Source organism: Pseudonocardia halophobica (assembly GCF_027922425.1).
Lineage (GTDB): Bacteria > Actinomycetota > Actinomycetes > Mycobacteriales > Pseudonocardiaceae > Pseudonocardia > Pseudonocardia halophobica.
The window spans coordinates 110,740-135,414 of sequence record NZ_BSFQ01000017.1 but is presented as its reverse complement, the minus strand read 5'-3'; the positions used below and the strand labels follow the sequence as shown (position 1 = coordinate 135,414).

23 protein-coding genes and 1 tRNA gene are annotated in these 24,675 nt (G+C 72.7%); 13 read left to right on the top strand and 11 right to left on the bottom strand.

From position 1 onward, the window contains the following. Positions 1 to 3 precede the first annotated feature (3 nt). Both PKE99_RS20405 and PKE99_RS20400 read right to left on the bottom strand, forming a co-directional pair. The gene (locus tag PKE99_RS20405) at positions 4 to 858 is read right to left on the bottom strand and encodes an MlaE family ABC transporter permease (RefSeq protein WP_037042673.1); all 855 of its coding nucleotides are present in this window, start codon (positions 856 to 858) and stop codon (positions 4 to 6) included. Between the two features lies 1 nt (position 859). Next, positions 860 to 1,636 (bottom strand): MlaE family ABC transporter permease, encoded by a 777-nt coding sequence (locus tag PKE99_RS20400; RefSeq protein ID WP_037043073.1) that lies wholly within the window; start codon positions 1,634 to 1,636, stop codon positions 860 to 862. A gap of 462 nt (positions 1,637 to 2,098) precedes the next feature. Here PKE99_RS20400 and PKE99_RS20395 point away from each other — a divergent pair, with 462 nt between their 5' ends. The 3 genes from PKE99_RS20395 to PKE99_RS20385 all read left to right on the top strand — a co-directional run bounded on the left by PKE99_RS20395 (position 2,099) and on the right by PKE99_RS20385 (position 5,357). After that, a complete protein-coding gene (locus PKE99_RS20395) occupies positions 2,099 to 3,190 on the top strand; it encodes an ABC transporter ATP-binding protein (RefSeq protein WP_037042675.1) in 1,092 nt (363 codons plus the stop codon). Between the two features lie 23 nt (positions 3,191 to 3,213). Beyond that, a complete protein-coding gene (locus PKE99_RS20390) occupies positions 3,214 to 3,663 on the top strand; it encodes a universal stress protein (RefSeq protein ID WP_037042677.1) in 450 nt (149 codons plus the stop codon). A gap of 137 nt (positions 3,664 to 3,800) precedes the next feature. After that, entirely contained in the window at positions 3,801 to 5,357 is a 1,557-nt protein-coding gene (locus PKE99_RS20385; RefSeq protein WP_037042680.1) for a class I adenylate-forming enzyme family protein, read from the top strand. 6 nt (positions 5,358 to 5,363) lie between these two features. On the opposite strand, the gene PKE99_RS20380 is transcribed toward PKE99_RS20385, so the two are convergent. Genes PKE99_RS20380 through PKE99_RS20370 form a run of 3 tightly spaced genes read right to left on the bottom strand, consistent with a single transcriptional unit; the run spans position 5,364 to position 9,331 of the window. Further along, positions 5,364 to 6,299, bottom strand: a complete 936-nt coding sequence (locus tag PKE99_RS20380; protein ID WP_051737034.1) for an alpha/beta fold hydrolase — start codon at positions 6,297 to 6,299, stop codon at positions 5,364 to 5,366. Continuing rightward, positions 6,296 to 7,816: a class I adenylate-forming enzyme family protein gene (locus PKE99_RS20375; RefSeq protein ID WP_037042681.1), complete on the bottom strand. Its 1,521-nt coding sequence runs from the start codon at positions 7,814 to 7,816 to the stop codon at positions 6,296 to 6,298. The genes PKE99_RS20380 and PKE99_RS20375 overlap by 4 nt, the downstream gene beginning before the upstream one ends. A gap of 60 nt (positions 7,817 to 7,876) precedes the next feature. Next, the gene (locus PKE99_RS20370) at positions 7,877 to 9,331 is read right to left on the bottom strand and encodes an aldehyde dehydrogenase (protein ID WP_037042683.1); all 1,455 of its coding nucleotides are present in this window, start codon (positions 9,329 to 9,331) and stop codon (positions 7,877 to 7,879) included. A 295-nt stretch (positions 9,332 to 9,626) separates the two neighbouring features. Between PKE99_RS20370 and PKE99_RS20365 the strand changes: the two genes are divergently transcribed. Together PKE99_RS20365 and PKE99_RS20360 are read left to right on the top strand one after the other, a co-directional pair. Continuing rightward, the gene (locus PKE99_RS20365; protein ID WP_037042685.1) at positions 9,627 to 10,859 is read left to right on the top strand and encodes an acyl-CoA dehydrogenase family protein; all 1,233 of its coding nucleotides are present in this window, start codon (positions 9,627 to 9,629) and stop codon (positions 10,857 to 10,859) included. Next, the gene (locus PKE99_RS20360; protein ID WP_037042687.1) at positions 10,859 to 12,016 is read left to right on the top strand and encodes an acyl-CoA dehydrogenase family protein; all 1,158 of its coding nucleotides are present in this window, start codon (positions 10,859 to 10,861) and stop codon (positions 12,014 to 12,016) included. The genes PKE99_RS20365 and PKE99_RS20360 overlap by 1 nt, the downstream gene beginning before the upstream one ends. 155 nt (positions 12,017 to 12,171) lie before the next feature. Here the strand turns inward: PKE99_RS20360 and PKE99_RS20355 are convergent. The 4 genes from PKE99_RS20355 to PKE99_RS20340 all read right to left on the bottom strand — a co-directional run bounded on the left by PKE99_RS20355 (position 12,172) and on the right by PKE99_RS20340 (position 15,107). Then, positions 12,172 to 12,244: transfer RNA gene (locus PKE99_RS20355), tRNA-Ala, on the bottom strand. 69 nt (positions 12,245 to 12,313) lie between these two features. After that, positions 12,314 to 13,078, bottom strand: a complete 765-nt coding sequence (locus PKE99_RS20350) for a DsbA family protein (protein WP_037042690.1) — start codon at positions 13,076 to 13,078, stop codon at positions 12,314 to 12,316. Between the two features lies 1 nt (position 13,079). After that, positions 13,080 to 13,580, bottom strand: a complete 501-nt coding sequence (locus tag PKE99_RS20345; protein WP_051737035.1) for a MauE/DoxX family redox-associated membrane protein — start codon at positions 13,578 to 13,580, stop codon at positions 13,080 to 13,082. Between the two features lie 45 nt (positions 13,581 to 13,625). Then, on the bottom strand, positions 13,626 to 15,107 hold the full coding sequence (locus tag PKE99_RS20340; protein ID WP_037042692.1) for a cryptochrome/photolyase family protein: 1,482 nt from the start codon (positions 15,105 to 15,107) through the stop codon (positions 13,626 to 13,628). 58 nt (positions 15,108 to 15,165) lie between these two features. On the opposite strand from PKE99_RS20340, the gene PKE99_RS20335 reads away from it, so the two are divergent. After that, a complete protein-coding gene (locus tag PKE99_RS20335) occupies positions 15,166 to 15,894 on the top strand; it encodes a VIT1/CCC1 transporter family protein (RefSeq protein WP_081923911.1) in 729 nt (242 codons plus the stop codon). Between the two features lie 60 nt (positions 15,895 to 15,954). Beyond that, complete coding sequence (locus PKE99_RS20330; protein ID WP_037042694.1) at positions 15,955 to 16,644, top strand: GntR family transcriptional regulator; 690 nt, start codon at positions 15,955 to 15,957, stop codon at positions 16,642 to 16,644. A gap of 3 nt (positions 16,645 to 16,647) precedes the next feature. Here the strand turns inward: PKE99_RS20330 and PKE99_RS20325 are convergent, their stop codons facing one another. Next, positions 16,648 to 17,745: a class I SAM-dependent methyltransferase gene (locus tag PKE99_RS20325; protein ID WP_037042697.1), complete on the bottom strand. Its 1,098-nt coding sequence runs from the start codon at positions 17,743 to 17,745 to the stop codon at positions 16,648 to 16,650. 159 nt (positions 17,746 to 17,904) lie between these two features. Here PKE99_RS20325 and atzF point away from each other — a divergent pair, with 159 nt between their 5' ends. From atzF to PKE99_RS20295, 6 genes are read left to right on the top strand one after another with little or no spacing between them, the layout of a single operon-like run. After that, a complete protein-coding gene (gene atzF, locus PKE99_RS20320) occupies positions 17,905 to 19,260 on the top strand; it encodes an allophanate hydrolase (RefSeq protein WP_231498109.1) in 1,356 nt (451 codons plus the stop codon). Positions 19,261 to 19,310: 50 nt separating this feature from the next. Continuing rightward, positions 19,311 to 20,003, top strand: coding sequence for a biuret amidohydrolase (biuH, locus tag PKE99_RS20315; RefSeq protein ID WP_037043078.1), 693 nt, complete (start codon positions 19,311 to 19,313; stop codon positions 20,001 to 20,003). After that, positions 20,000 to 20,674 carry a cysteine hydrolase family protein gene (locus tag PKE99_RS20310; protein ID WP_037042700.1) on the top strand — a complete coding sequence of 225 codons (675 nt, stop codon included), beginning with the start codon at positions 20,000 to 20,002 and terminating at the stop codon, positions 20,672 to 20,674. Before biuH ends, PKE99_RS20310 begins: the two co-directional genes overlap by 4 nt. Further along, complete coding sequence (locus PKE99_RS20305) at positions 20,671 to 22,353, top strand: hypothetical protein (RefSeq protein ID WP_037042703.1); 1,683 nt, start codon at positions 20,671 to 20,673, stop codon at positions 22,351 to 22,353. Before PKE99_RS20310 ends, PKE99_RS20305 begins: the two co-directional genes overlap by 4 nt. Then, positions 22,350 to 22,856 carry an AtzH-like domain-containing protein gene (locus tag PKE99_RS20300; protein WP_231498110.1) on the top strand — a complete coding sequence of 169 codons (507 nt, stop codon included), beginning with the start codon at positions 22,350 to 22,352 and terminating at the stop codon, positions 22,854 to 22,856. The genes PKE99_RS20305 and PKE99_RS20300 overlap by 4 nt, the downstream gene beginning before the upstream one ends. Before the next feature lie 11 nt (positions 22,857 to 22,867). Next, on the top strand, positions 22,868 to 23,257 hold the full coding sequence (locus tag PKE99_RS20295; protein WP_037042706.1) for an allophanate hydrolase-related protein: 390 nt from the start codon (positions 22,868 to 22,870) through the stop codon (positions 23,255 to 23,257). Between the two features lies 1 nt (position 23,258). Here PKE99_RS20295 and PKE99_RS20290 read toward each other — a convergent pair whose 3' ends face one another. Then, on the bottom strand, positions 23,259 to 24,527 hold the full coding sequence (locus PKE99_RS20290; protein WP_231498111.1) for an MFS transporter: 1,269 nt from the start codon (positions 24,525 to 24,527) through the stop codon (positions 23,259 to 23,261). Between the last annotated feature and the right edge of the window lie 148 nt (positions 24,528 to 24,675).

The window sequence follows — 24,675 nt, the reverse complement described above, 5'->3', positions numbered from 1 at the left end:
CCGCTATCCCGAGATCCGGAAGGCGTCGGAGTCGGCGTAGAGCGCCATGGAGATGGCCAGCTCGACGGCGAGGACCGCGATCAGCGAGGTGCGCACGGCCTTGCCCACCGCACGTCCCACCCCGGCGGGGCCGCCGGAGGCGGTGTAGCCGTAGTAGGTGTGGATCAGGATCACCACCACGGCGATCCCGACGGCCTGGGCGAAGGAGTAGAGCACGTCCTGCCACTGCATGAACGTGTCCATGTAGTGGTCGTAGGTGCCCTCGGACAGCCCGAAGAAGTTGACCTGGGTCAGCTTCCAGCCGATCCACGCCCCGCACATCGCCATCGCGAAGATGGGGATGATGGTGATCATCCCGGCGACCAGCCGCGTCGTGACCAGATACGGCAGCGACCGGACGCCGATGACCTCCAGCGCGTCGATCTCCTCCGACACCCGCATCGCACCGAGCTGCGCGGTGAACCCGGAACCGACGGTGGCCGCCAGCGCGGCGCCGGCGACGATCGGGGTGAGCAGCCGCGGGTTGATGATCGCCGAGGCGAACCCGCCGAGCGCCTCGAGCTGCAGGTTCTGCAGCGCGTCGAAGGTCTGGACGCCGCCGGTGACCCCGGCGAACAGCGTGATGAACAGAGTGATCACCGAGGAGCCGCCGATCACGGCGAGCGCCCCGGAGCTCATGCCGACCTCGGCGATGAGCCGGACCTGCTCGGTCTTGTAGCTCTTGACCGCCTTCGGGGTCCAGGCGATCGACCTGCCGTAGAACTCGGCCTGCCGGCCGAGGTCGTCGAGCAGCCGCAGCGGGCCGGTGAGGAGCCGCTTCGCGCTCTCGGCGACCGAGCGCGCACCCATCTGCGCCATCTCAGTGCCCTCCGACGATGCCGAGCGAGTAGGGGATCTGCGTGAGCAGGATGTTGATCGGGAACAGCGCGAGGAACGTGTAGACGACGGTCTCGTTCACCGCGTTGCCCACGCCGCGCGGCCCGGCGGCACAGGTCATGCCGCGGTAGCAGCCGATGAGCGCGCCGACCACGCCGAAGACCACGGCGCGGATCTCGCCGTGGACCAGGTCGGGGAAGCCGACCAGCAGCTTCATCGAGTCGACGTACTGCCCCGGCGAGGCGCCCTGCAGGAACACGCCGAACACGAACCCGCCGGACAGCCCGATGAGGATCATGACGCCGTTGAGCAGGAAGGCGTTCACCGCCGTGGCCAGCACGCGGGGGACGACGAGGCGCTGGACGGTGTCGATGCCGAGCACCTCCATCGCGTCGAGCTCCTCGCGGATCTTGCGGGCGCCGATGTCCGCGCAGATCGCCGTCGAGCTGGCGCCGGCGATGATGAACGTCGTCGCGACGGGGCCGATCTGGGTGACCGTGGCGAAGCCCGAGCCCGAGCCGGACAGGTCGATCGCGCCGATCTCGACCAGGATCAGGTTGAACTGGAAGGTCACCAGGGCGACGAAGGGGATGCCCAGCAGGATCGCGGGGCCGAGCGAGACGCTCGCGACGAACCAGGTCTGCTGGATGAACTCGCGCCACTGGAAGGGCGGCTTGAACATCGCCACGAACGTGTCGAGCGTGAACGCGAAGAAGCCGCCGATGGGTTTGACGACGCGGGTGAGCGTGGGCGCGGCCATCACGCCCCCGTCCGGGAGGACGGAGCGAGGCGCGGCCGGCATGCGGTGGGGAGCTGCTGCATCTGGGCCTCTGCACTGAGACTGCGGGGACTACGCGGGGACGGGCCTTGCGCGTCGGGCGCCACGATCGGGGGCTCGGCGTCCGTTCAGAAGGACTCAACGACGGGTGACGCAACAAGTTACGTTCTTCGTAACGTCGGATGAGCCCCAATCCTGGGCCATCGGTGCGGTGAGCTGGGGATATACCGCCGATTCCCACACGTCCAGGTGAAAGCCACCGCGCTCACGATGCTTCATCTGACAGATTGCGTTGTACGTATCAAACCATCCGGAACCGCAGGTCAGGGCCCCGACGAAGGACACGGGACGACAGCCGGTGACGCACACCACAGCGTACCGCACGTCCCTAGGACCTTTAGGTTGGGTGCCGAACCCGCGCGACGAGCCCACGGAGGTGCTCCCATGCCCGGTGTCGAGGTGACCGTCGAAGGACTGTCCAAGTCCTTCGGCCGTGCCAACATCTGGTCCGACGTCACCCTCACCCTGCCCCCGGGCGAGGTGTCGGTCCTGCTCGGACCCTCGGGCACCGGCAAGTCGGTGTTCCTGAAGTCGCTGATCGGGCTGCTCAAGCCCGAGATGGGCTCCATCGTCATCCACGACACCGACCTGGTGCGGTGCAACGAGTCCAAGCTGTACGAGCTGCGCAAGCTCTTCGGCGTCCTCTTCCAGGACGGCGCCCTGTTCGGCTCGATGAACCTCTACGACAACATCGCCTTCCCGCTGCGCGAGCACACCAGGAAGAGCGAGTCGCAGATCCGCGACATCGTCATGGAGAAGATGGACATGGTCGGCCTCAAGGGCGACGAGATGAAGCTGCCCGGCGAGATCTCCGGCGGCATGCGCAAGCGCGCCGGCCTCGCCCGCGCGCTCGTCCTCGACCCCGAGATCATCCTGTTCGACGAGCCGGACTCCGGCCTCGACCCGGTCCGCACCGCCTACCTCAACCAGCTGATCATCGACCTGAACGCGCAGACCGACTCCACGTTCCTCATCGTCACCCACGACATCAACACCGCCCAGACCGTGCCGGACAACATCGGCATGCTCTACCGCAAGCACCTCGCCATGTTCGGCCCCCGCGAGGTCCTGCTCACCAGCGACGACCCCGTCGTCGCCCAGTTCCTCAACGGCCGCCGCCAGGGCCCCATCGGCATGTCCGAGGAGAAGGACACCGCCCAGGCCGCCCGCGAGATGGCCGAGGTCGACGAGCTCGACGGGCTGCCCCCGATCAAGCCCCAGCTGCAAGCCACCGCCGGGCTGCCCGAGCGCAAGGCCGTCGCCCGCCGGCAGAAGCGGGTGCGGGACATGCTGCACACCCTCCCGCCCGCGGCCCAGGAGGCCATCCGCCGCTCGTTCGGGGAGAACGGCGCCCCGCAGGAGCGCGCGCAGGCCGTCGGCGCGGCGCCCTACGGCCGGCCGGAGGACCCGACCCGCACGCTCCCGAGGGTCAGTCCGGACGACGACCCGACCACCCAGCTGCCGCAGGTCCGTTGAGACCACCGACCCAGGAGGCACCGATGCCCGCCTACTCCACCGTCGTCGTCGGCACCGACGGCTCCGACACCTCCTACGCCGCGGTCACCCGGGCCGCGGCCGTCGCCCGCGCCCACGACGCCGGCCTCGTGATCGTGTCGGCGTACCACCCGAGCGAGAAGGACACCGGTCCGGCCGACGACGTCCTCAAGGAGGAGGCCCACCTCGTCCACGGCTGGACGCCTGCCGAGGAGACCCTCCGGACCGCGCGCGACCACGCCGCCCGCGAGATCGCGGCCGACCGGATCAGCACCTCGGCCGCCGACGGCGACCCCGTCGACGTCCTGACCCGCGCGGTGAAGGACAACGCGGCGGACCTGCTCGTGGTCGGTAACCGGGGGCTCGGCAGCCTGGTCGGACGCCTGCTCGGCTCCGTCCCCGGGGACGCCGCACGCAACGCCGGGGTCGACGTGCTGATCGTCCACACCACCTGATCGCCTGCGAGACGATTGACGCAGACTGTCTCATGTGTCAGGGTCGGAGCGGCCACCCGCTCGGGTGAGTCCGCCCGGTCGCGCCGCTCCCGACGGCACGTCCGGACCACCGTCGACGCCGACTGGAGTGGTGCGCCGTGAACCTCGCCGAGCTGGTGCGTTTCTGGGGTCACTGGCGGCCCGAACACGAGGCCCTGATCTGCGGGGACGTGCGGCAGAGCTGGGCCGAGCTCGACGCGGTGACGGACGCGGTCGCCGCCGGCCTGGCGGCCCGGGGCGTCCGGCCCGGCGACCGCGTGGGCGCATTGATGGGCAACCGCCCCGAGCTCGTCCACGTGATCCTCGGGACGCTCAAGCTCGGTGCCGTCAGCGTGCCGCTCAACGTGCGGCTCACGGCCGGCGAGCTCGCTCCGCTCGTGCTCGACGCCGACTGCCGCATCGTGGTCACCGAGGAGGCGCTGGCCCCGGCCCTGGAGGTCGCGGCCGCCGCGCAGCCCCTCGACGTCGTGTGCCTCGGCGGCTCCGACCTGCCCGGGTACGCCGAGCTGCTGTCGGCCGGGACCACGCCGCCGGCCGTCGGGATCGCCGACGACGACGCCGCGTTCCTCTGCTACACCTCGGGCACCACGGGCGTGCAGAAGGGCGCGGTGCTGACCCACCGCAGCGTCCTCGCCCCCGCCGAGGCCAAGGTCGTGTCCGAGGGGCTGAGCTGGCGGGACCGGATCCTGGTCGCCGTCCCGCTCGTCTACACCGGGGCCGTCATCTCCTGCTTCATGCAGTTCACCGTGTACGCGGGCGGCACGATGGTGCTGGAGCGGGACTTCGACCCGGACCGCTACCTCGACATGATCGAGCGGCACCGGATCTCGGCGCTCACGACCGTGCCCGTGCTGTGGGAGCGGATGGCGCAGTCGCCCGACTTCACCCGGCGCGATCTCTCCTCGCTGGTGTCCGCCGCGGTGGGCGGGGCGCCGGTGCGGCTGGACCTGCTCGAGACCTACCGCGAGCGGGGCGTCTCCCTCGTGCAGGTCTACGGGATGACCGAGGCCTCGGGCCTGATCAGCGCGCTGCGGGCGGAGGACGCCGCGACGTACCCGGGGTACGCGGGCAAGGCGATCATGGGGACCACGATCCGCATCGCCGCAACCGACCCGGCCGAGACCGCCGCGTCCGGCGAGGTCGGCGAGATCCTGGTGCGCGGGGCACACGTGATGCGCGGGTACTGGCGCAACCCGGAGGCCACCGCCGCGACCGTGCTCCCCGGCGGCTGGCTGCGGTCCGGCGACCTGGGCGCGATGGACGAGCGCGGCTACCTCAAGGTGGTCGACCGCACCAAGGACATGCTGATCTCGGGTGGCATCAACGTGTACCCCGCGGAGATCGAGCGGGTGCTGGCCGGGGTCGAGGGCGTCACCGAGCTGGCCGTGATCGGGGTGCCGGACGAACGGTGGGGCGAGGTCCCGATGCTCGTCGTGCACTGCGCGGGCGATCCCGACCCGGTGCTCGACCGCCTCACCGAGAAAGCCCGCGGCGACCTCGCCGGGTTCAAGCGGCCACGCTTCGCGGTCGCCGCCGGGCCGCTCCCCCGCACCTTCTCCGGGAAGATCGCCAAGCCGGAGCTGCGCAAGGCCTACCCGACCGTCCCGGCCGACGCCGTCGCCCTGCGCGTGTCGTCGGCGGAGGGGTCCGCGTGAGCGGTCTCAGGTCCACCAGGGACCGAGCGAGCGCAGGAACCCGAGGATCGCCTCGGTGACCTCTGCGGGCCGCTCCTGCTGGATCCAGTGCCCGGCACCCGGCAGCAGCACCGTGCCCCGCAGGTCGTCGAGGTGGCGCTCCTGGCCGGCGTGGGGCATCACGACGAGAGCCGGGTCGTCGGTCCCCGCGACGAACAGGCAGGGCGCGGTGACGCGGGCCCCGGCCAGGTGCGGGGTGGCCGTCCAGTTCCGGTCGATCGCCCGGTACCAGTTCAGCGGGCCGGTGAACCCGGTGCGGGCGAAGGCCTCGGCGTAGGTGCGCAGGTCTGCGTCGGAGAGCCACGGGGGCAGGCCGTCCGGTTCGGCGAGGCGGTCGAGGTAGCCGCGGCCGTCGTCGGGGCCCAGCAGGGCGTCGACGGTCAGTCCGCCGAGCACGAGCCGCATGGTGCGCTCGGGGTCCTTGGCCAGCTCCGCGTCGGCCACGCCCTCCTCGTGGAAGTGCCGGATGTAGAAGAACCGGTCCGCCAGGCGCTCGCGCCAGATCTCGAGCGGGAGCCGGCGGGCGCGCGGGGTGAACGGGACGCTGAGCGCGCAGACGCCGGCGACCCGGTCGGGGTGCAGCAGGGCGAGCTGCCACACCACGGTCGCACCCCAGTCGTGCCCGACGAAGACCGCCCGCTGGTACCCGTGCGCGTCGAGCAGCCCGACGAGGTCGCCGGTCAGCGCCTCGATCCCGTAGGCCGCCGGCTCCGCCGGACAGCTCGATCCGCCGTAGCCGCGCATGTCCGGGGCGAGTACCCGGAACCCGGCGCCGGCCAGGGCCGGCTGCACGTGCCGCCAGGAGTACGCGAGCTCGGGGAAGCCGTGCACGAGCACGACCGGTGGGCCGGAGCCCTGCTCCCGGACCGACAGCGCGACGTCGTCGAGCCGGACCGTCCTCATCGGACCTTCGGGAACCGCTGCGGCGCGTCTGCGTAGACACCCCGCAGGTCCCGCTTGGCGATCTTCCCGCTCGCCATCCGCGGGAGCGGGCCGTTGTGCGGGATCACGTACCGCGGGACCTTGTAGTCCGCGAGGCGGTCGTTGCAGAAGGCGACGAGCGCGGCGGGATCCAGCTCGCCCTCGGTGTGCACGACGGCGGCGGGTGTCTCGCCGAACTTCTCGTCCGGTACCGGGATCACGGCCACCTCGGCGACGCCGGGCGCCTGCGCAAGGACGGTCTCCAGCTCGGCCGGGGAGATCTTCAACCCACCCGAGTTGATCATCTCGCCCATCCGGTCGACGTAGGTGAGCAGGCCCTCCTCGTCGAGGGTGCCGAGGTCGCCGGTGTGCAGCCAGCCGCCGCGCAGGGCCTTCTTGGTGGCCTCCTCGTTGCGCCAGTAGCCGGGGAACATGCCCGGGCCCCGCATGATGATCTCGCCGACCTCACCCGGGGCACAGTCGTGGCCGTCGGCGTCGACGACGCGGATGCGGGTGAACGGGCCACCCCAGCCGCACTTGTCCGGGTGCGCGAGCGCGCCCTCCGCCGACATCGCCGTGGCGGTGCCGCCGATCTCGGTCTGGCCGTAGATCTGGCGCAGCGCGACGCCGCGGGGGCGCCACTTCTCCAGCAACGGCACCGGGACGCGGGCGCCACCGACCCACGCCGTGGTCAGGTGCTCCATCCGGGTCCGCTCGAAGCCCGGCACGCGGGACACCTGCTCGAACAGGATCGGCGGCCCCGTGAAGGTGGTGATCCGGGCCTCCTGCAGCACCTCCAGGGCGCGAGCAGGGTCGAAGCGCGGCTGCAGGTACATCGTCCCGCCCTGCACGAGGCCGCGGGCGAGCCCCCAGATCACGCCGGCTGCGGTGAACATCGGCAGCACCAGCAGCACGCGCAGGTCGTTGGGCGCAACCGGCTCGCCGAGCGACCACTCGTGCATGATCCCGGCGACCGTCCGGTGGGTGAACACCACGCCCTTCGGCGTCCCCGTGGTGCCGCTCGTGAAGACGATCGCCGTCGGGTCGTCCGGGAGCACGTCGGGTCGCGCGGTCGGAGGGTGAGCACCTCCTCGCAGCGCGGCGACGGAGTCCAGGCCCCGCGGGGCGAACGCCGCGCCCGTGGCGACGACCTCGTCCAGCAGCGGGAGGTGGGCGGTATCGCCGCACACCACGGTGGGCTCGCACAGCTCCACCAGCGCACCCAGCTCGGCGGCGAGGAAGCGCTGGTTGAAGCCGCACACCACCGCCCCGACCTTCCACGCCGCGACGGCGGCCACGCACCACTCGAGGCTGTTCGCCCCGACGATCCCGACCCGGTCCCCCGCCGCGACGCCGTCGTCGCGCAGCGCGGCGGCCACCCCGTCCGACCACGTGTCCAGCTCGGCGTAGGTGACGACGTCGCCGTCGAAGTCGATCGCGGGATGGTCGGGAACGGTGCGGACCCACCAGGTCAGGGCGTCGACGACGGTGCCGCTCACGGGACCTCCAGCTGCGGTGGGACCGGGGCGGCAGGTCGGTGGCCGCCGCCCCGGCGGACTTCAGGAGAACAGGGGTGCGACGTCCTCGGTGAGGTTGACGGTCTTCAGCTCGTAGTACGCGTGGACCGCCTCGGGGCCGGTGTCGCGGCCGACGCCCGAGCACTTCACCCCGCCGAAGGGGGCCTCGGTGTTGTAGGTGAAGGAGTTGACACTGAACGTGCCGGTTCGCACCCGCCGCGCCACGTCCGCCGCCTTCTGCGGGTCCGTGGTGAACACCGCGCCGTGCAGGCCGTACTCCGAGTCGTTGGCGATCGCGATCGCCTCGTCGACGGTCTCGTAGCGGAGCACCGACGCGACCGGGCCGAAGATCTCCTCCTGAGCGATCTTCATGCCGTTCTCGACGCCGGTGAACACGGTGGGCTGGACGAACGCGCCCTTCTCCAGGCCGGCCGGGATGCCGCCGCCGGTGGCCACCGTGGCGCCCTCGGCCCTGCCCGCCTCGATGTAGCCGAGCACCCGCTCCTGCTGGCGCTTCGACACCAGCGGGCCCATCGTCGTGGCCGGGTCCAAGGGGTCGCCGACCACGAAGGACTCCGCGGTCGCGACCAGCGCGCCGACGACCTCGTCGTACCGTGAGGCCGGCACCAGCACCCGGCTGTAGGCGGCGCACACCTGCCCGGTGTTGAAGAACGAGCCCATCGCCAGGCCGGCCATGGTGGTCTGCAGGTCGGCGTCGTCGAGCACGATCGCCGCGGACTTGCCGCCCAGCTCCAGCTGCAGGCGCTTGAAGCTGCCGCCCGCCTCCTGCCCGATCTGGCGACCCGCGGCCGTCGAGCCGGTGAAGCTGATCTTGTCGACGCCCGGGTGTGCGACCAGTGCGCGGCCCGCGTCGCGATCACCGGTGATGTAGTTGAAGACACCGGCGGGAACGCCGGCCTCGTGCAGCGCCTCGGCGATGAAGAATCCGTCGAGCGGGGTCTCCGGAGCAGGCTTGTAGACGACGCTGCATCCGGTGACCAGGGCCGGCCAGATCTTCGACACCGCCATGTTGAACGGACCGTTCCACGGCGCGATCGACGCGACGACGCCGACCGGTTCCTTCACCACGGCGGCCGGGCCGTACATGGTCTGCCGGACCTCGGACAGTGGCGTGTTGCGCGCGACCTCGAGGAAGTACTTGCCGACCGCGAGCGCGCCCGGGATCTGCATCCCGGCGATGGAGGTCGGCAGGCCCATCTCTGAGGTCACCAGCCGGCCGATCTCGTCGAGCTTCGGCTCGATCAGGCCGAGCGCCCGCTCGAGCACCTCGGCGCGCTCCTCGACCGACCGAAGCCGCCACACGCCCTCGTCGAAGGAGCGGCGAGCGGCCTTGACCGCGGCGTCGACGTCCTCGGCGTTGGCGTCGGGGGCCTCGCCGATGACCTCCTCGGTCGACGGCGAGACGACGGGGATGCGGGTCGACGAGCTGGGCTTGCGCCACTCGCCGTCGATCAGGAGCTCGTCACGGATGGTCATGGTCGTCCCTTCGGGGCCGCGGTGACTCGGGGATGGCGGTCCGCTCGATCGGGAGCCACCGGTGGGTACGACGTCACCGGTGTCCCTTCGTCGGGCCGGACGGGCGTGCGGACGGACGACGGCGGCGGGGTCGCTCGTTCGACGTCGCAGTGCCGGGAGCCTAGAGCCTTTAGGTGAGCGGTGTCCAGGGTCACCCGTGCTCGCATCCGTCGTCCGCGCGCAGCACACTGCCGACAGGCTCCGTCACCTACCTACATCTGTTAGGTTGAGGCGGACGTCAGCCGGAGGAGCAACGATGGACCTCGAGTGGTCAGCGGCCGACCTCGCCTTCCGCGACGAGGTCCGTGCCTTCCTCGACGAGCGGCTCACGCCGGACCTGCGCCGGGCCGGACGTCTCATGACGAGCGTGTACGCCGACCACGAGGCGAGCATGCGGTGGCAGGCGATCCTGCACGAGCGCGGCTGGGCCGCGCCGGCGTGGCCGGTCGAGTACGGCGGCTGCGACTGGACGGTGACCCAGCACTACCTCTTCAGCCGGGAGTCCATCCTGGCCGGCGCTCCCCCGCTGTCCCCGATGGGCATCAGCATGGTGGCGCACGTGCTGATCGAGTTCGGCACGCCGGAGCAGAAGGAGTTCTTCCTGCCCCGGATCCTGACCGGTGAGGTGTTCTTCTGCCAGGGCTACTCCGAGCCCGAGGCCGGCTCGGACCTCGCCGCGCTGTCGATGACGGCCGAGGCCGACGGCGACGACCTGGTCTGCACCGGGAGCAAGATCTGGACGACCCACGCCGGCGAGGCGAACTGGATGTTCTGCCTGGTCCGGACCTCGCGGGCGGCCAAGAAGCAGCAGGGCATCACGTTCCTGCTGATCGACATGAGCTCGCCGGGCATCGAGGTCCGCCCGCTGGTGATGACGTCCGGGGAGCAGATCCAGAACCAGGAGTTCTTCGACCACGTGCGCGTGCCGAAGGCCAACGTCGTCGGTGAGATCGACGACGGCTGGACGGTCGCGAAGTACCTGCTGGAGTTCGAGCGGGGCGGCAGTGCCGCCGCCCCGAAGCTGCAGATCATGGCGGACGAGGTGGCCCGGGCCGCGGCCGGCCAGCCCGGACCCGACGGGCGCCCGCTGCTCGAGTCACCGGCATTCGCGGCCAAGCTCGCCGACGCCCGCATCCGGATCGACGTGCTCGAGGTGCTGGAGTTCCGCGTGCTGTCCGCGGCGGCGGGCGGGAGGAACCCCGGGACCGCGTCCTCCATGCTCAAGATCCTCGGCACCGAGCTGAGCCAGACGTTGACCGAGCTGCTGCTGGAGGCCGCCGGACCGCGCGGGCGCGCCTACCAGCCGCACGCGACCCGACCGGGCGGCCCGCTCGCGGGCTTCGCGCCCCCCGCCGACGGCTACGTCAGCGGGGAGGAGTGGCAGGCCGTGGCGCCGCTGCGCTACTTCAACGACCGGGCCGGGACGATCTACGCCGGCAGCAACGAGATCCAACGCAACATCCTCGCGAAGGCGGCACTGGGGCTCTGATGGACTTCTCGCTGACCGCGGAGCAGCAGCTCCTGCGCGACTCGCTCGCCGACTGGCTCGCCGACCGCTACGACCTCGCGCGCAGCCGGGAGGCCGCCGCCTCGGAGGCCGGCTGGCAGCCCGAGGTGTGGCGCGCGTTCGCCGACGACCTCGGCATCCTCGGCGCCACACTGCCCGAGGAGGTCGGCGGATCCGGCGGCGGGCCCGTGGAGGCGATGGTGATCGCCGAACAGCTCGGTCGCGCCCTGGTCGTCGAACCCTACGTCGACACCGTGGTGCTCGGCGGGGGTGTGCTGCGGCGCCTCCCCGGTGCCGGCGACGTCCTCAAGGGGGTCGTCGCGGGTTCCGTGCGGATCGCTCCGGGCCTGCTCGAACCGACCTCCGGGCACACCGCACACTCCGTGGCGACCACGGCTCGACGGGACGGCGGGGACTGGGTGCTGACCGGCGCCAAGGCCGTCGTGCCCGGGGTGCCGCAGGCGACCCACCTGCTGCTCACCGCCCGCACCTCGGGTGAGCAGCGCGACCTCGACGGGATCTCGATCTTCCTGCTCCCCGTCGAGCTCCCGGGCCTGCAGGTGCACCGCTACCGCACGATCGACGACCGGCACGCGGCCGACCTCGTGCTCGACGACGTGCAAGTCCCTGCCGACGCGCTCCTCGGCGAGGAGGGGCGGGGTTGGACGGCGCTCGCGCCCGCGCTCGACGAGGCGCTCGCCGCGCTCACCGCCGAGGCGGTGGGCTGCATGCGCACGGTGCTCGCCGACACCGTCGCGTACAGCAAGGAGCGTCGGCAGTTCGGCCAGCCCATCGGTTCGTTCCAGGCACTGCAGCACCGGATGGTGGACATGCACCTGGAGGTCGAGCAGTCTGTCGCGGCCATGTACCTCGCCACCCTGCGACTGGGCGCGGAGCCGGCCGAACGGGCCCGCGCCACCTCCGCCGCCAAGGTGACCGTCAGCCGCGCCGCACGCTTCGTCGGCCAGAACGCCGTCCAGCTCCACGGCGGGATGGGCATGACGCAGGAGCTCGCGATCGGCCACTACTTCAAGCGGCTCACCGCGATCGAGTACGAGCTCGGCCCCGCCGACCACCACCGGTCCCGCTACGCCTCCCTGACCCCGAAGCCCCGGAGTGCGGAGAGAGGCGAGGACTGAACCCGCCGCACTGTGACCGCTCGCATCGCGAGCGGTCACGCGGTGAGCGGGCCGAGATCACACCGCCGCGGAACGTCTCCGGCACGTCGTCGACGTGGCGTCCGGCCCCGAGAACGCGAAAAGCCCGGACGGAGGTCCGGGCTGATCAGGAAGGGTGGAGCTGAGGGGATTCGAACCCCTGACCCCTTGACTGCCAGTCAAGTGCGCTACCAGCTGCGCCACAGCCCCTTGCGATGAGGAAACACTACAACACCCCGTGGGGACCCGTTCGAGGGGGGTCCCCACGGGTGCCGGGCCTCAGGCCTGGATGGCCTTCTGCAGCCAGTCCGTGTCGTTGACATCGACCTTCGTGCCGTTGACGGCGATGGTCGGGGTGCCGAACTGGCCGTTGCTCTGCAGCGCCGGGGTCGCGGCCGCGGTGTTGGTGGCGTTCTCGATCAGGCCGGTGTTGGCCTGGGCGGCCACGCACTGACCGAAGGCGGGGCCGGCGCCGAGGGCGGTGCCCTTGGCCGTCAGCTCGTCGTTGGAGAAGCCGGCGCTGCCCTCAGCGGGCTGCTCGGCGTAGAGCTGGGCGTGGTAGGCCGGGAAGATGCCGGCGTCGGCGGCGCAGATGGCCGCGTTGGCGGCGCGGGTCGAGTAGCCCACGGGGTTGCTGGCGCGGTCGAGGATCGAGATCGCGTGGTAGTTGACCTTGATCTGGCCGGCGTTGAGCGCCGTCGTCAGCTCGTCCTTGTAGGTCGTCTCGAAGCGCTCGCAGTAGGGGCAGAGGTAGTCCTCGTAGATGTCCACGGTGACCGGTGCCGCGGCCTGCCCGGCGGTGATGGCGGCGCCGTTGCGCGCGACCGGGTAGGTCGGCGCGGGCGCGGCCGAGTCGGCGGCCTTGTTGTTCATCGTGACGACGACCCCGACGACGATCGCCGCGATCACGACGACGGCCACGATCGTCAGCACCAGGCCGCTGCCGCCGAGGCCCCGCCGCTTCGGGGTGATCCCCGCCGCCCGCAGCCGCGCCTCGGCCGCGGCCTGCCGCCGCTTCCGATCGCTGCGATCCGCTCCGCCCACGTCAGTTCCTCTCCGCACCCGAACCCGACGTGACGAGGGACCCGGCCAACCGGTTCTCCACGGCGAACAGCGTCCGCGGCCGCACGATCAACCAGGCCGCCAGCAGCAGGAACCCGGTGTCGCGGAGGATCTCCTGGACGTACTGCGTCTGCCCGGGCGCCACCGCCCCGCCGCCGCCGAAGCAGCCGCAGTCGATGTTCAGCCCGCGCGCCCAGGCCTGGGTCACGCCGGCGACGAACACCAGCAGCAGGCCGGCCGAGAGCCAGGCGACCGCGCGGGTCCCGATGCCGAGCAGGAGCAGCACGCCGAGCGCCAGCTCGAACCAGGGCAGCACCCCGGCGACGACGCCGACGGCCTCCCGCGGCAGGACGTCGTACGCCCGGACGGCCACGTAGGTCTGCGCCGGGTCGAGAGCCTTGATCAGGCCGGACGCGAGCCAGACGGCCGCGAGGCCGAGCCGCGCGAGCGTGCCGATCCCGTCGAGAACACGGCCCCTCGTCACGCCGCGAACGGTAGCGGGGCCACCTGAGACCCGGGTGAGCGACTCTCAGAAGTGCTCGCGCGCCGACTCCTGCTCCAGGACGGCGTCGAGGTCCTTGAGCCGGTTCATCCCCGAGACGGCCCGCGCGGTGCGGTTGTTGTCGGCGAGCAGCCCCTGGTGCCGGTGCACCCACTGCCAGTAGCCCGCGGTGAAGGGGCAGGCGTCGTCGCCCAGGCGCTTCTTGGGGTCGAACGCGCACCCACGGCAGTGGTCGCTCATCCGGTCGATGTAGGCGCCGCCCGCGGAGTACGGCTTGGTCGCCATCTTCCCGCCGTCGGCGTGCTGGCTCATGCCGATGACGTTGGCGGGCATGACCCATTCGAAGCCGTCGACGAAGGCGGTGCGGAACCACTCGTTGAGCTCGGCCGGCCGGTAGCCGCGCTGCAGGGCGTGGTTGCCGAGCACCATCAGCCGCGGGATGTGGTGCACCCAGCCGCGGTCCCGCACGCCCTCCAGCGCGCTGCGCAGGCAGGCCGCGGTGACGGCGTCGGACTCCAGCTCCGCCCACCAGTCCGGCAGCGGGGTGCGGGCGCGCAGGGCGTTGCGTCGGGTGTAGCCCTTGCCGAAGTGCCAGTACAGGTGCCAGACGTACTCGCGCCAGCCGAGGATCTGCCGGACGAACCCCTCGACGCTCGGCAAGTCGACGTCGCCGTCGCGGTAGGCCTGCTCGGCGGCGTGCACGGCCTCGAGCGGGTGCAGCACGCCGTGGTTCATCGGCACCGACAGCAGGGAGTGGGACATCGCCCAGTCCTGCTCGAGGATCGCGTCCTCGTAGGGCCCGAACGTGCCGAGCCGGTGCCGGACGAAATGTCGGAGCGCCTTGATCGCCTCGTCGTGCGTGATCGCGAACCAGCGCGGTCCGTCCCGCCCGACGGTCGGGTAGCCGGCCTCGTCGAGCTCGCGGCGGACCTCGTCGTCGATCCGGTCCTCCTCCGGCTGCCACGGCCCCTTCACCCCGAGCGTGCGCTCGCCCTTCGGCGGCGGTTCGCGGTTCTCCGAGTCGTAGTTCCACCGCCCGCCGACCGGCTTCTCGCCGTCCATCAGCACGCCGAACCGCTCGCGCTGGGTCCGGTAGAAGTCCTCCATCCGGAACCGGCCGCGGTCGCCGGCCCACTCCTCGAACTCGGCGCGGGGCAGCGCGAAGGTCGGCGTGGGCAGGACGTCGGCGACCAGGCCGTCCTTGCGCAGCCGCTCGACGAGCTCGGCCGCGGCGAACGACGTCGGTTCGTGCACCACCACCGGCCCGCCCACCTGCTCGAGGGCCTCGCGGTAGGTGTCGGCGCGGACGTACCGGGCGCGGTCGCCCAGCTCGGCGGCCAGGTGCCGCATCCCGGACAGCACGAGGTGCAGCTTCTGCCGGTGGAACCGCTTGCGGCGCAGCGCCCGGCCGGACTCGACCAGCACCACGTCGCGGTCGCGCATCCCGTCCGTGTCGTGGACGTGCGGGCCGAGCTGGTCGGCGAACAGCCACAGTGGTTCCCGTCCCATCCGATCAGTGTCGGTTCGCCACCCGGCCGCCGCGAGTCGGCGGATTAGGCTGCCCGGTGTGAGCGATCCGGCATTCGACGCCGAGCTGGCCGCGCATGAGCACGACCACCAGCACCGTGACGTCTCGGGCGGCTGGCTGCGCGCCGCGACCTTCGGCGCGATGGACGGGTTGGTCACCAACATCGCCCTGATCGCGGGCGTCGGGGGTGGCGGTGCAGACCGGCAGACGATCGTGCTGACGGGCATCGCGGGCCTGGTCGCGGGCGCCTTCTCGATGGCGCTCGGCGAGTTCGCCTCGGTGGGCACGCAGAACGAGGCGATCGACGCCGAGGCGGAGGTCGAGCGCCGCGAGCTCGCCCGGCACCCGCACGCGGAGCAGGCCGAGCTCGTCGAGGAGTACCGCAAGCTCGGGCTGACCGACGAGACCGCGCGCCGGGTCGCCGAGGAGATCAGCGCGAACCCCGACATCGCGCTGCGCGTGCACGTCAGCCAGGAGCTGGGTGTCAGCCTCGACGACAAGCCGTCGCCCTGGGTCGCGGCCGGCTCGTCGTTCCTCTGCTTCGCGATCGGCGGGATCATCCCGCTGCTGTCGTTCCTGTTCGGCTCGCCGTCCCTGCTGCTCGGGCTGGGCATCGGCGCGGTGGGGCTCTTCGTCGCCGGCGCGCTCTCCTCCCGCTTCACGGTGCGCACGTGGTGGGGCGGCGGGCTGCGGCAGTTGATGTTCGGCGTGATCGCCGCCGGGGCCACCTACCTCGTGGGGATGCTGATCGGTGTGACGGCCGCCTGACCCGCGGGTGTGACAACCTTGTCGGCAGCACCAGGACCGCCCGCACGTCAGGAGACCGCCGTGACCGCTGAGGTCCCGCTCGACGGGCTCGGCGCGCAGAGCCTCGTCGAGCTCGCCCTCGAGCGGATCCGCGGCGACATCCTGCGCGGCGCCATCGGGCCCGGCGAGCGGTTGGTCGAGGAGCAGCTCACCCGGCGGTTCGGGATCAGCCGCGCCCCGGTCCGGGAGGCGCTGCGGCTGCTCGGCCAGCAGGGGCTCGTCGAGCACCTCCCCCGCCGCGGGGTCCGGGTCGCGGAACTGTCGGCACGCGACATGACCGAGCTGTTCGGACTGCGGGACGCCCTCGAGCGGTACGCCGTGGACACCGCGCTCGGCGGCGGGGCCCGGCCCGACCCGGAGAAGCTCGCGGTGCTCGAGCGGGCCACCGAGCGGATCGAGCGGGCGGCGGGTGACGACCCCGCGCACGCTCCGATCGACCGCGCCGAGGCCCATCGCGAGTTCCACCTCGCCCTGGTCGCCCTCGCCGGGCACCGGCACCTGCTGCGGGTCTACGAGCCGGTGATCATGCAGCTGCAGCTCTACATGGCCGCGAACATGCGGCGGGAGGCCGAGCAGCGCTCCCCGGCCGAGGGCGCGCACCGGCACCGGCACCTGTACGAGGCCGTGGCCTCGGGCGACGCCGAAGCCGTGCTCACCGCCCTGGCGAGCCACGGCGCACGCACCTACCTGCGCCCCGAGCTCGAACCCTGACCGTCAGGGCCTCAGCTCGTAGATCAGGTTGAACGGGGTCGCGGTCGCGACCCGCGCCGTCCCGAACCCCGCCTCGCGCGCGAGGGCGCAGGTCCGTGCCGGTCCGGCCTGGTTGCCGAGCCCGGCCTGCGGTGGGCCCGACAGCCCGCTCGGGAGGCAGACGTACAGCGACGCGGCGGCGAACACCTTCCCGAGCGGGTTGAGCCCCTCGGCGACCGTGTCCCAGGACATCGGCTCGACGAGCATCACCGTGCCCCCGTCGGTCAGCGCGGACCGGGCGGCCCGCAGGGCGCCGACCGGATCGGGCATGTCGTGGAGGCAGTCGAAGAAGGCGACGAAGTCGTGAGCGCCGGACAGTCCGCCCGCCGCACCCACCTCGAAGGTCACGTTGCCGAGTCCGGCGGCAGCGGCGCGCTCCCGGGCCGCCTCGATCGACGGCGCGTGGGAGTCGACCCCCGACCAGGTGCTCGCCGGGTAGGCGCGCGCCATGATGATCGTCGACGCGCCGAACCCGCACCCGACGTCGACCGCCCGCACGCCGGCCCGCAGCCGCTCCTCCAGGCCGTCGAGGGCGGGGATCCACTCGCTCGTCAGGCTTGCGGTGTACGCGGGCCGGAAGAACCGCTCGGTGCCCTCGAACAGGTCCGGGTGGTGCTCGTGCCAGCCGATCCCGGCGCCGGTGCGGAAGGCGTCGGTGAGCCGGTCCAGCACGCGGAGGGCCGCCGCCATGCTCTGGAACCCGCCCGTCACGGCGGCCGGACTGTCCGGGTCGGTGAAGGCCGCGGCCTGCTCCGGGGTCAGCCGGTACCGCGCGGCGGCCGGATCGTCCCCGGACACGTGCTCGACGTACCCCGCCGCCGCCATCGCCCGCAGCCACTCCCGGACGTAGCGCTCTGCGAGTCCCCCGGCCGCGGCCAGCTCCTCCGGCGTCGCCGGCCCGACGTCGCGCAGCCGGGTGAAGAGGCCCAGGCGGTCCCCGATCAGGGCGAGCGGGACGACGAGCGCGCCCCCGAGATCGGTCATGACCCTCCCGAGCAGGTCGTCGAGGGCCTGCTCGTCGAGGACCGGCGCGGTGTCGGTGGGTGTGGTCGGAGTGCTCATGTCCCGCTCCCGGGCGCGGATCGGAGGACCGGTTCCGGGGCATCGCAGCGCTCACCAGCAGGTTCGTCGATACGCAGAAATGCGTACGCGGTCACAGGCCTAACACAGCCGTAACGCACGACACCTTTCCCTGACACCAGACTGTCGACAATCGACCGGGTGCAGACAGCGACAGCGGCCTCCTCCGCGGGGGTTCTGGGGCTCCGAACGGCCTACCGCACGGGCACGCTCCGTCCCCGGGACATGGTCGAGGCCGTCCTTGCGCGGATCGCCGGGCGGGGCGACGACGCGGTGTGGATCACCGTCGCGCCGGCCGCCGAGCTGCGGGCACGCGCGACGGAGCTCGAGAGGCTCGACCCGGCGCTGCCCCTGTACGGCGTGCCCGTGGCGGTCAAGGACAACATCGACGTCGCCGGGCTCCCCACCACCGCCGCCTGCCCGGCCTTCGCCCACACCCCCACCGCCGACGCCGGGTCGGTGCGCCGGCTGCGCGAGGCCGGCGCGATCGTCGTCGGGAAGACGAACCTCGACCAGTTCGCCACCGGGCTGGGCGGCGGCCGCTCCCCCTACGGCGCGCCGGAGAGCGTGTTCGGCCGCGACCTGATCTCCGGCGGATCCAGCTCCGGCAGCGCCGTCGCCGTCGCCGCCGGGATCGTGCCGGTCGCGCTGGGCACGGACACCGCCGGATCCGGGCGGGTCCCGGCCGCGCTCAACGGCGTCGTCGGGCTCAAGCCGACCCGCGGGCTCGTCGGGGCGTCCGGGGTCGTGCCGGCCTGCCGGTCGCTCGACTGCGTCAGCGTCTTCACCCGGGACATCGCCGACGCGGCCGCGGTGCTGCGCGTCCTCGCCGGCCCCGACCCCCACGACCCGTGGTCCCGCACCGGGACACCCGTGCCCCGCGGCCTGACCCTCGCCCTCCCCGAGAGTCTCGACTTCGAGGGCGACGCGGCCATGCGAGCGGCGTTCGAGACGGCCGCCGACATGGCCGGGGCCAGGGCGGCGCGCGTCGTCCGGACGTCGGTCGCCCCGTTGCGGGAGGCCGGGGACCTGCTCTACGGCGGACCCTGGGTGGCCGAGCGGCTCGCCGTCCTGCAGGACTTCCTCGCCGCGCACCCCGACGGCGTCCTGCCCGTCACCCGCGCGGTGATCGAGAAGGGCGCCGCGTTCTCGGCGGTCGACGCCTTCCGCGCGCAGTACCGGCTGCAGGAGCTGAAGGCCTGGACCGACCGGCTGTTCGCGACGGCGGACGTCCTCGTGCTGCCGACCGTGCCGACGACCTTCACCCGCGCCGAGCTGGCCGCGGAGCCCGTCGCCCGCAACCTCGTCCTCGGCCGGTACACGCAGTTCACGAACCTGCTCGACCTCGCCGCCCTCGCCGTCCCCGCCGGGACGACGGCGGACGGCCGCCCGTGCGGGGTCACGCTCGTCGGCCCCGCCTTCTCCGAGGACCGGCTGCTCGCCGCAGCCGCAGCGCTCCTGCCCGCCCCTGTCCCGTCCACCCCGGAGGTCCCGTGACGACCGACATCCACGCACGTCCCGACCCGACCGCACCCCCGCGGACCGCCGTGATCGGACCGGTCGCCGCGCGGCCCTACGCCTGGCCGTACGACGGTGCCGTGCCGGCGTCGAGGACGGCCCTGATCTGCATCGACTGGCAGGTCGACTTCTGCGGGCCCGGCGGCTACGTCGACCGGATGGGCTACGACATCGGCCTCACCCGGGCCGGCCTCGGGCCCACCGCGCGGCTCCTGCAGCACGCCCGCCGGACCGGGATGCTCGTGATCCACACCCGGGAGGGGCACGCGCCGGACCTCTCCGACCTCCCGGCGAACAAGCGCTGGCGGTCCAAACAGATCGGCGCGGAGATCGGCTCTCCCGGGCCCGCCGGTCGCATCCTCGTCCGCGGCGAGCCGGGCTGGGAGATCGTCCCGGAGGTCGCACCGATCCCCGGCGAGGTGCTGATCGACAAGCCGGGCAAGGGCGCGTTCTACGCGACCCGGCTCGACCTCGTGCTCCGGTCCAACGGCATCACGCACATCCTGCTGACCGGCATCACCACGGATGTCTGCGTGCACACGACCATGCGCGAGGCCAACGACCGCGGCTACGAGTGCCTGATCCTGTCCGACTGCACCGGCGCCACCGACCCGTCCAACCACGACGCCGCCCTGCACATGGTGACCATGCAGGGCGGGGTCTTCGGCGCCGTCGGGACCGCCGACGCCGTCGTCGGGGCGACCACCTGGAGCACCTCATGATCGTCGAGGCGAGCCCCGGCCCGTTCACCTTCGATCCGGCGACCACCGCCCTGGTGATCATCGACATGCAGCGGGACTTCTGTGAGCCGGGCGGGTTCGGCGAGACCCTGGGCAACGACGTCTCGCTGCTCCGCAGCGTCATCCCACCCCTGCAGCGGGTCCTCGCCGCCGCCCGTGAGCTGGGCATGACCGTGATCCACACCCGCGAGGGGCACCTCCCCGACCTCTCCGACTGCCCGCCCGCGAAGCTCCACCGCGGCAACCCCACGCTGCGCATCGGCGACCCGGGGCCGAAGGGCCGGATCCTCGTCCGCGGCGAGTACGGCCACGACATCGTCGACGAGCTGGCGCCGCTGCCGGACGAGCTCGTGGTCGACAAACCCGGGAAGGGCTCCTTCCACGGGACCGCCTTCGGGGCGGAGCTCGAGGCACGCGGCGTCACGAGCCTGATCGTCACCGGCGTGACGACCGAGGTCTGCGTGCACACCACCGTCCGGGAGGCCAACGACCGCGGCTACGAGTGCCTCGTGCTCTCGGACTGCACCGGCTCGTACTTCCCGGAGTTCCACCGCGTCGCGCTGGAGATGGTCGCCGCCCAGGGCGGGATCTTCGGCTGGGTCGCGGACTCCACCGCCCTGCTCGAAGCCCTCACGCAGGAGGCCGTCGCATGAGCACCACCGAAGCAGCCCCACAGCCGATGAAGCTCTCCTGGTGGGTGTCCGGCGACACCAACGCCTTCTTCGGCCTGGGCTTCAACACCCTGGTCAACGTCCTCACCCTGTCCGGCCTGTGCCTCGGCGTGGTGAACATCCCGGGCGCCGACGTGTTCGGCGTGATCCTGCCGGCGCTGGGCGTCCAGCTCCTGATCGGCAACGTCTACTACACCTACCTCGCCCGCCGGCTGGCGCGGCGCGAGGGCCGCACGGACGTGTGCGCGATGCCGTACGGCCCGTCCGTGCCGCACATGTTCATCGTCGTCTTCGTGATCATGCTGCCGATCTATCTGCAGACACGGGACCCGCTGACGGCGTGGGCCGCGGGCCTCGCGTGGTCGTTCATCATCGGGATCATCGTCCTGCTCGGCGCGTTCGTCGGGCCGTGGATCCGCAGGTACACGCCGCAGGCGGCGATGCTCGGCACGCTCGCCGGCGTGTCGATCGCGTTCATCTCGATGCGCCCGGCCGCGCAGATGTTCGAGGCGCTGTGGATCGCGCTGCCGGTCATGGTGATCATCCTGATCGGCTTCTTCACCGACCTCAAGCTGCCCGGGAACATCCCGGTCGGGCTCGCGGCGCTGCTGGTCGGCTCGGCGATCGGGTGGGTCGGCGGGTACATGTCGACGCCCGACGTCGTCGCCGCGGCCAAAGACGTCGCCCTCTCGCTGCCGACGGCGGACCTCGCCCGCCTCGGCGAGGGCCTCACCGACGTCGCCCCGCTGCTCGCCACGGCCATCCCGCTGGGCATCTACAACTTCACCGAGGGCATGACCAACGTCGAGTCCGCCGCCGTCGCGGGCGACGAGTACAACCTGCGTGCGATCCTCGCCGCGGACGGCGCCGGCGCGGTCGTCGGCTCGGTCCTCGGCTGCCCGTTCCCGCCCGCGGTGTACATCGGCCACCCCGGCTGGAAGGCCGCCGGCGGCCGCACGACGTACTCGCTCGCGTCGGGCGTGGTGATCGCGTTGATGTGCTTCCTCGGCCTGTTCTCGCTGCTCGGCGCACTGCTGCCGACCCCGGCGATCGTGCCGATCCTGCTCTACATCGGGCTGCTGATCGGGGCGCAGGCCTTCCAGGAGACCCCGCGGCGGCACGCCGTCGCCGTCGTCATCGCGATCATCCCGAACATCGCGTCCTGGGCGGCCGGGTTGATGAACAACGCCCTGTCCGCGGCCGGGACCACCGCACAGCAGGTCGGCGAGGAGGCCCTGAACGGGGCCGGGCTCGTCTACCACGGCACCGTGCTGCTCGGCGGCGGCGCGATCCTCGCCGGGATGGTGCTCGGCTCGATCACCGTGTTCGTCATCGACAAGAACTTCTTCGCGGCGGCGATCTACTCGGCGATCGGCGCGGTGCTCGGCTTCATCGGGCTGATCCACGCGGAGCAGGTGGGCTGGAACGTCGGCGGGCAGATCGCGCTCGGATACCTGTTCGCCGCGGTGCTCCTGGCCGGGTTCGGGCTGGTCATGCGCCGGCGCGGGCCGGTCGGCGACGGGGTGCGGGAGGACCAGCCGGTCGCCGCGGACCTCGTCGGCGCCGAGCCGGGCGAGGGCGTTCCGACGCCTCGCGAGGGCGAGCCGGCCGCGGCCGGCCCGGCCGACCCGGGGCCCGACGGCCGCCCGGCGCCCGTGTGACCGGCGTCCTGCCCGGGCTCCCCGGACCGTCCGCCGCGGGGGCGGGGGCACACGTCCCCGTGGCGGGCACCCTCGGTGCGGCGGACGTCCCCGCCGCGCCGGGGGCCGGGTCCCGGATCGACGCGCCGGAGGTGGTGGCCGAGGTCCGCGCCGTGTTCGAGCGCTACGAGCGGGCTTTGCGAGAGGCCGACGTCGCCACGCTGACCGCGTTGTTCTGGGCCGACCCGCGCTGCGTCCGCTACGGCGTGGCGGACCGGCAGCACGGGGCGGACGAGATCGCGGAGTGGCGGCGGGCGAACCCGGGCGTCCCGCCGGGCCGGACGCTGACGGAGACCGTGGTGGTCGCGATCGGCGACGCCGCGGCCGTGGTCAGCACGCTGTTCGGGTATCCGGGCGGCGCGACCGAGGGCCGGCAGACCCAGACCTGGGTGCGGTTCCCGGATCTCGACGGCCACGGCGGCTGGCGGATCGTCGCGGCGCACGTGTCCGAGGTGCCCCTGTGAGCGTTGCCCCGGTGAGCACGGTCCTGCTCGCGGTCGTGGCCGCCCACCGGCGCGGCCAGCCGCTGCACCCCGAACTGCTGGCCCTCGGCGCCCGGTTCGCCGGCCTCGGCCGCACCGCCCCGGTGTACCGGCTACTGGCGCTCCCCGGGGAGGAGGTCCTGCGGGGCGGCCTGGTCCGAGTGGCCGACGGCGGCGCGGAGGTGGAGGTCGAGCTGTTCCGGCTGCCGGTCCCCGCGGTCGGCCGGCTCGCCGTCGCCCTGCCCGCGCCGCTGGCCGTCGGCACGCTCGTGCTGGCCGACGGCCGGTCCATGGTCGGGATCGTCTGCGAGGGCTGGGCCGCCGGCACGGCCCGGGACGTCACCGCGCACGGCAGCTGGCCGGCCTACCTGGCGGCCCGCTGAGCTACTCCGCCCCGACCGCGCGCTCCCCCGCGACCGTCTCGGCGGTGGCGTCACAGTGGTCGTGCGGGCGCGGGAGGGTCTCGGGCGCGCGCAGCCAGAAGCCCAGCGCGATGATCGAGACCACGCCGGTGAGGGCGAAGGCGAGCCCGAACCCGGCCGCCTGGGCCACGGCACCGGCGGCCAGGGGCCCGACGATGGCCCCGACGTCGGCGGCCATCTGGAAGCCCGCCAGCACCGTGCCGCCGCGGGCCCGGCTGCCGATCACGTCGGCGACCGCGGCGGTCATCGGCGGGTTGACCAGCCCGCTGCCGACGCCGGCGACCAGCGACAACGCCAGGAAAAGTCCGGACGACGGCGCGAACCCCAGCAGGCCGGTCGCGATCGCGGACACCACGAGACCGGCCAGCACCGGGGGCTTGCGGCCGCGGCGGTCGGCGAGCCGACCGGAGACGAGCAGGGTCGCGGCGTTGCCGGCGGCGAAGACGGCGAGCGCGAACCCCGCCCACGTCTCGCTCTGCCGCAGCGCCTCGACCACGAACAGCGGCACCAGCGCCACGCGGACCCCGAACACGGTCCAGCCGTTGGCGAAGCTCGCCACCAGCGCCGCGCGGTAGGCGGGGTGCCGGATCGCCGTCGGGAAGGTGGCGGCGGCCTCGGCGGGATCGGTCCCGGCGCGATCGCCCGTCCGCCCCCGCAGCAGCGGGACCGACACCAACATCGCGCACAGCAACGCCGCCGCGTACACCAGGAACGGCGCGCGCAGGCTCACCGCGATCAGGCCGCCGCCCGCCAGCGGCCCCGCGATGTTGCCCAGCAGGAACCCCGTCGCCCACATCCCCGACGCCCGCCCGCGCGCCTCGGGCGGGGCGAGCCGCACCAGCAGCGAGATCGCGGAGACGGTGAACATGGTGGAGCCGATGCCGCCGACGCCCCGGAACAGCAGCAGCTGCCAGTAGCTCTGCGCCGCCGCCGTCAGCCCCACCGAGGCCGCGGCGATCACCAGCCCGACGGTGTAGACGCGCAGCTCGCCGAACCGGCCGACCAGCCGCCCGCTCACCGGGGCGAAGGCGAGCCGGAACGCCGCGAACAGGCTGATCACCGCGGAGGCGGCCGCCACCCCGACGTCGAACGTGCGGGCGAAGGCCGGCAGCGCCGGGGCCACGATCCCGAAGCCGATGGCGACCACGAAGGCCGCCACCACCAGTACCCAGATCTCCCGCGGCATGCGCACCCGCGTGCGCGCCGGCACGGCGTCCCCCGTCGTGGCCACGTCGCCCCTTCCGTCCCGATCGTTGGCAACGCTACGCGATCGGGTTAAGGGCCGGGTTCGTCACCGGGTGCCGGGAAGGGCGTGCACGCCGCGGACGGCCCTCTCGTCCCGGAACCTGCGGCGCCCGGACCGACGCCCGCCACCCAGC

Bases quoted from the DNA above. Each gene is read 5' to 3' on its own strand.
- PKE99_RS20405 (WP_037042673.1), bottom strand. From the start codon at position 858: ATGGCGCAGATGGGTGCGCGCTCGGTCGCCGAGAGCGCGAAGCGGCTC.
- PKE99_RS20400 (WP_037043073.1), bottom strand. From the start codon at position 1,636: ATGGCCGCGCCCACGCTCACCCGCGTCGTCAAACCCATCGGCGGCTTC.
- PKE99_RS20395 (WP_037042675.1), top strand. From the start codon at position 2,099: ATGCCCGGTGTCGAGGTGACCGTCGAAGGACTGTCCAAGTCCTTCGGC.
- PKE99_RS20390 (WP_037042677.1), top strand. From the start codon at position 3,214: ATGCCCGCCTACTCCACCGTCGTCGTCGGCACCGACGGCTCCGACACC.
- PKE99_RS20380 (WP_051737034.1), bottom strand. From the start codon at position 6,299: ATGAGGACGGTCCGGCTCGACGACGTCGCGCTGTCGGTCCGGGAGCAG.
- PKE99_RS20370 (WP_037042683.1), bottom strand. From the start codon at position 9,331: ATGACCATCCGTGACGAGCTCCTGATCGACGGCGAGTGGCGCAAGCCC.
- PKE99_RS20365 (WP_037042685.1), top strand. From the start codon at position 9,627: ATGGACCTCGAGTGGTCAGCGGCCGACCTCGCCTTCCGCGACGAGGTC.
- PKE99_RS20360 (WP_037042687.1), top strand. From the start codon at position 10,859: ATGGACTTCTCGCTGACCGCGGAGCAGCAGCTCCTGCGCGACTCGCTC.
- PKE99_RS20340 (WP_037042692.1), bottom strand. From the start codon at position 15,107: ATGGGACGGGAACCACTGTGGCTGTTCGCCGACCAGCTCGGCCCGCAC.
- PKE99_RS20325 (WP_037042697.1), bottom strand. From the start codon at position 17,745: ATGAGCACTCCGACCACACCCACCGACACCGCGCCGGTCCTCGACGAG.
- PKE99_RS20310 (WP_037042700.1), top strand. From the start codon at position 20,000: ATGATCGTCGAGGCGAGCCCCGGCCCGTTCACCTTCGATCCGGCGACC.
- PKE99_RS20305 (WP_037042703.1), top strand. From the start codon at position 20,671: ATGAGCACCACCGAAGCAGCCCCACAGCCGATGAAGCTCTCCTGGTGG.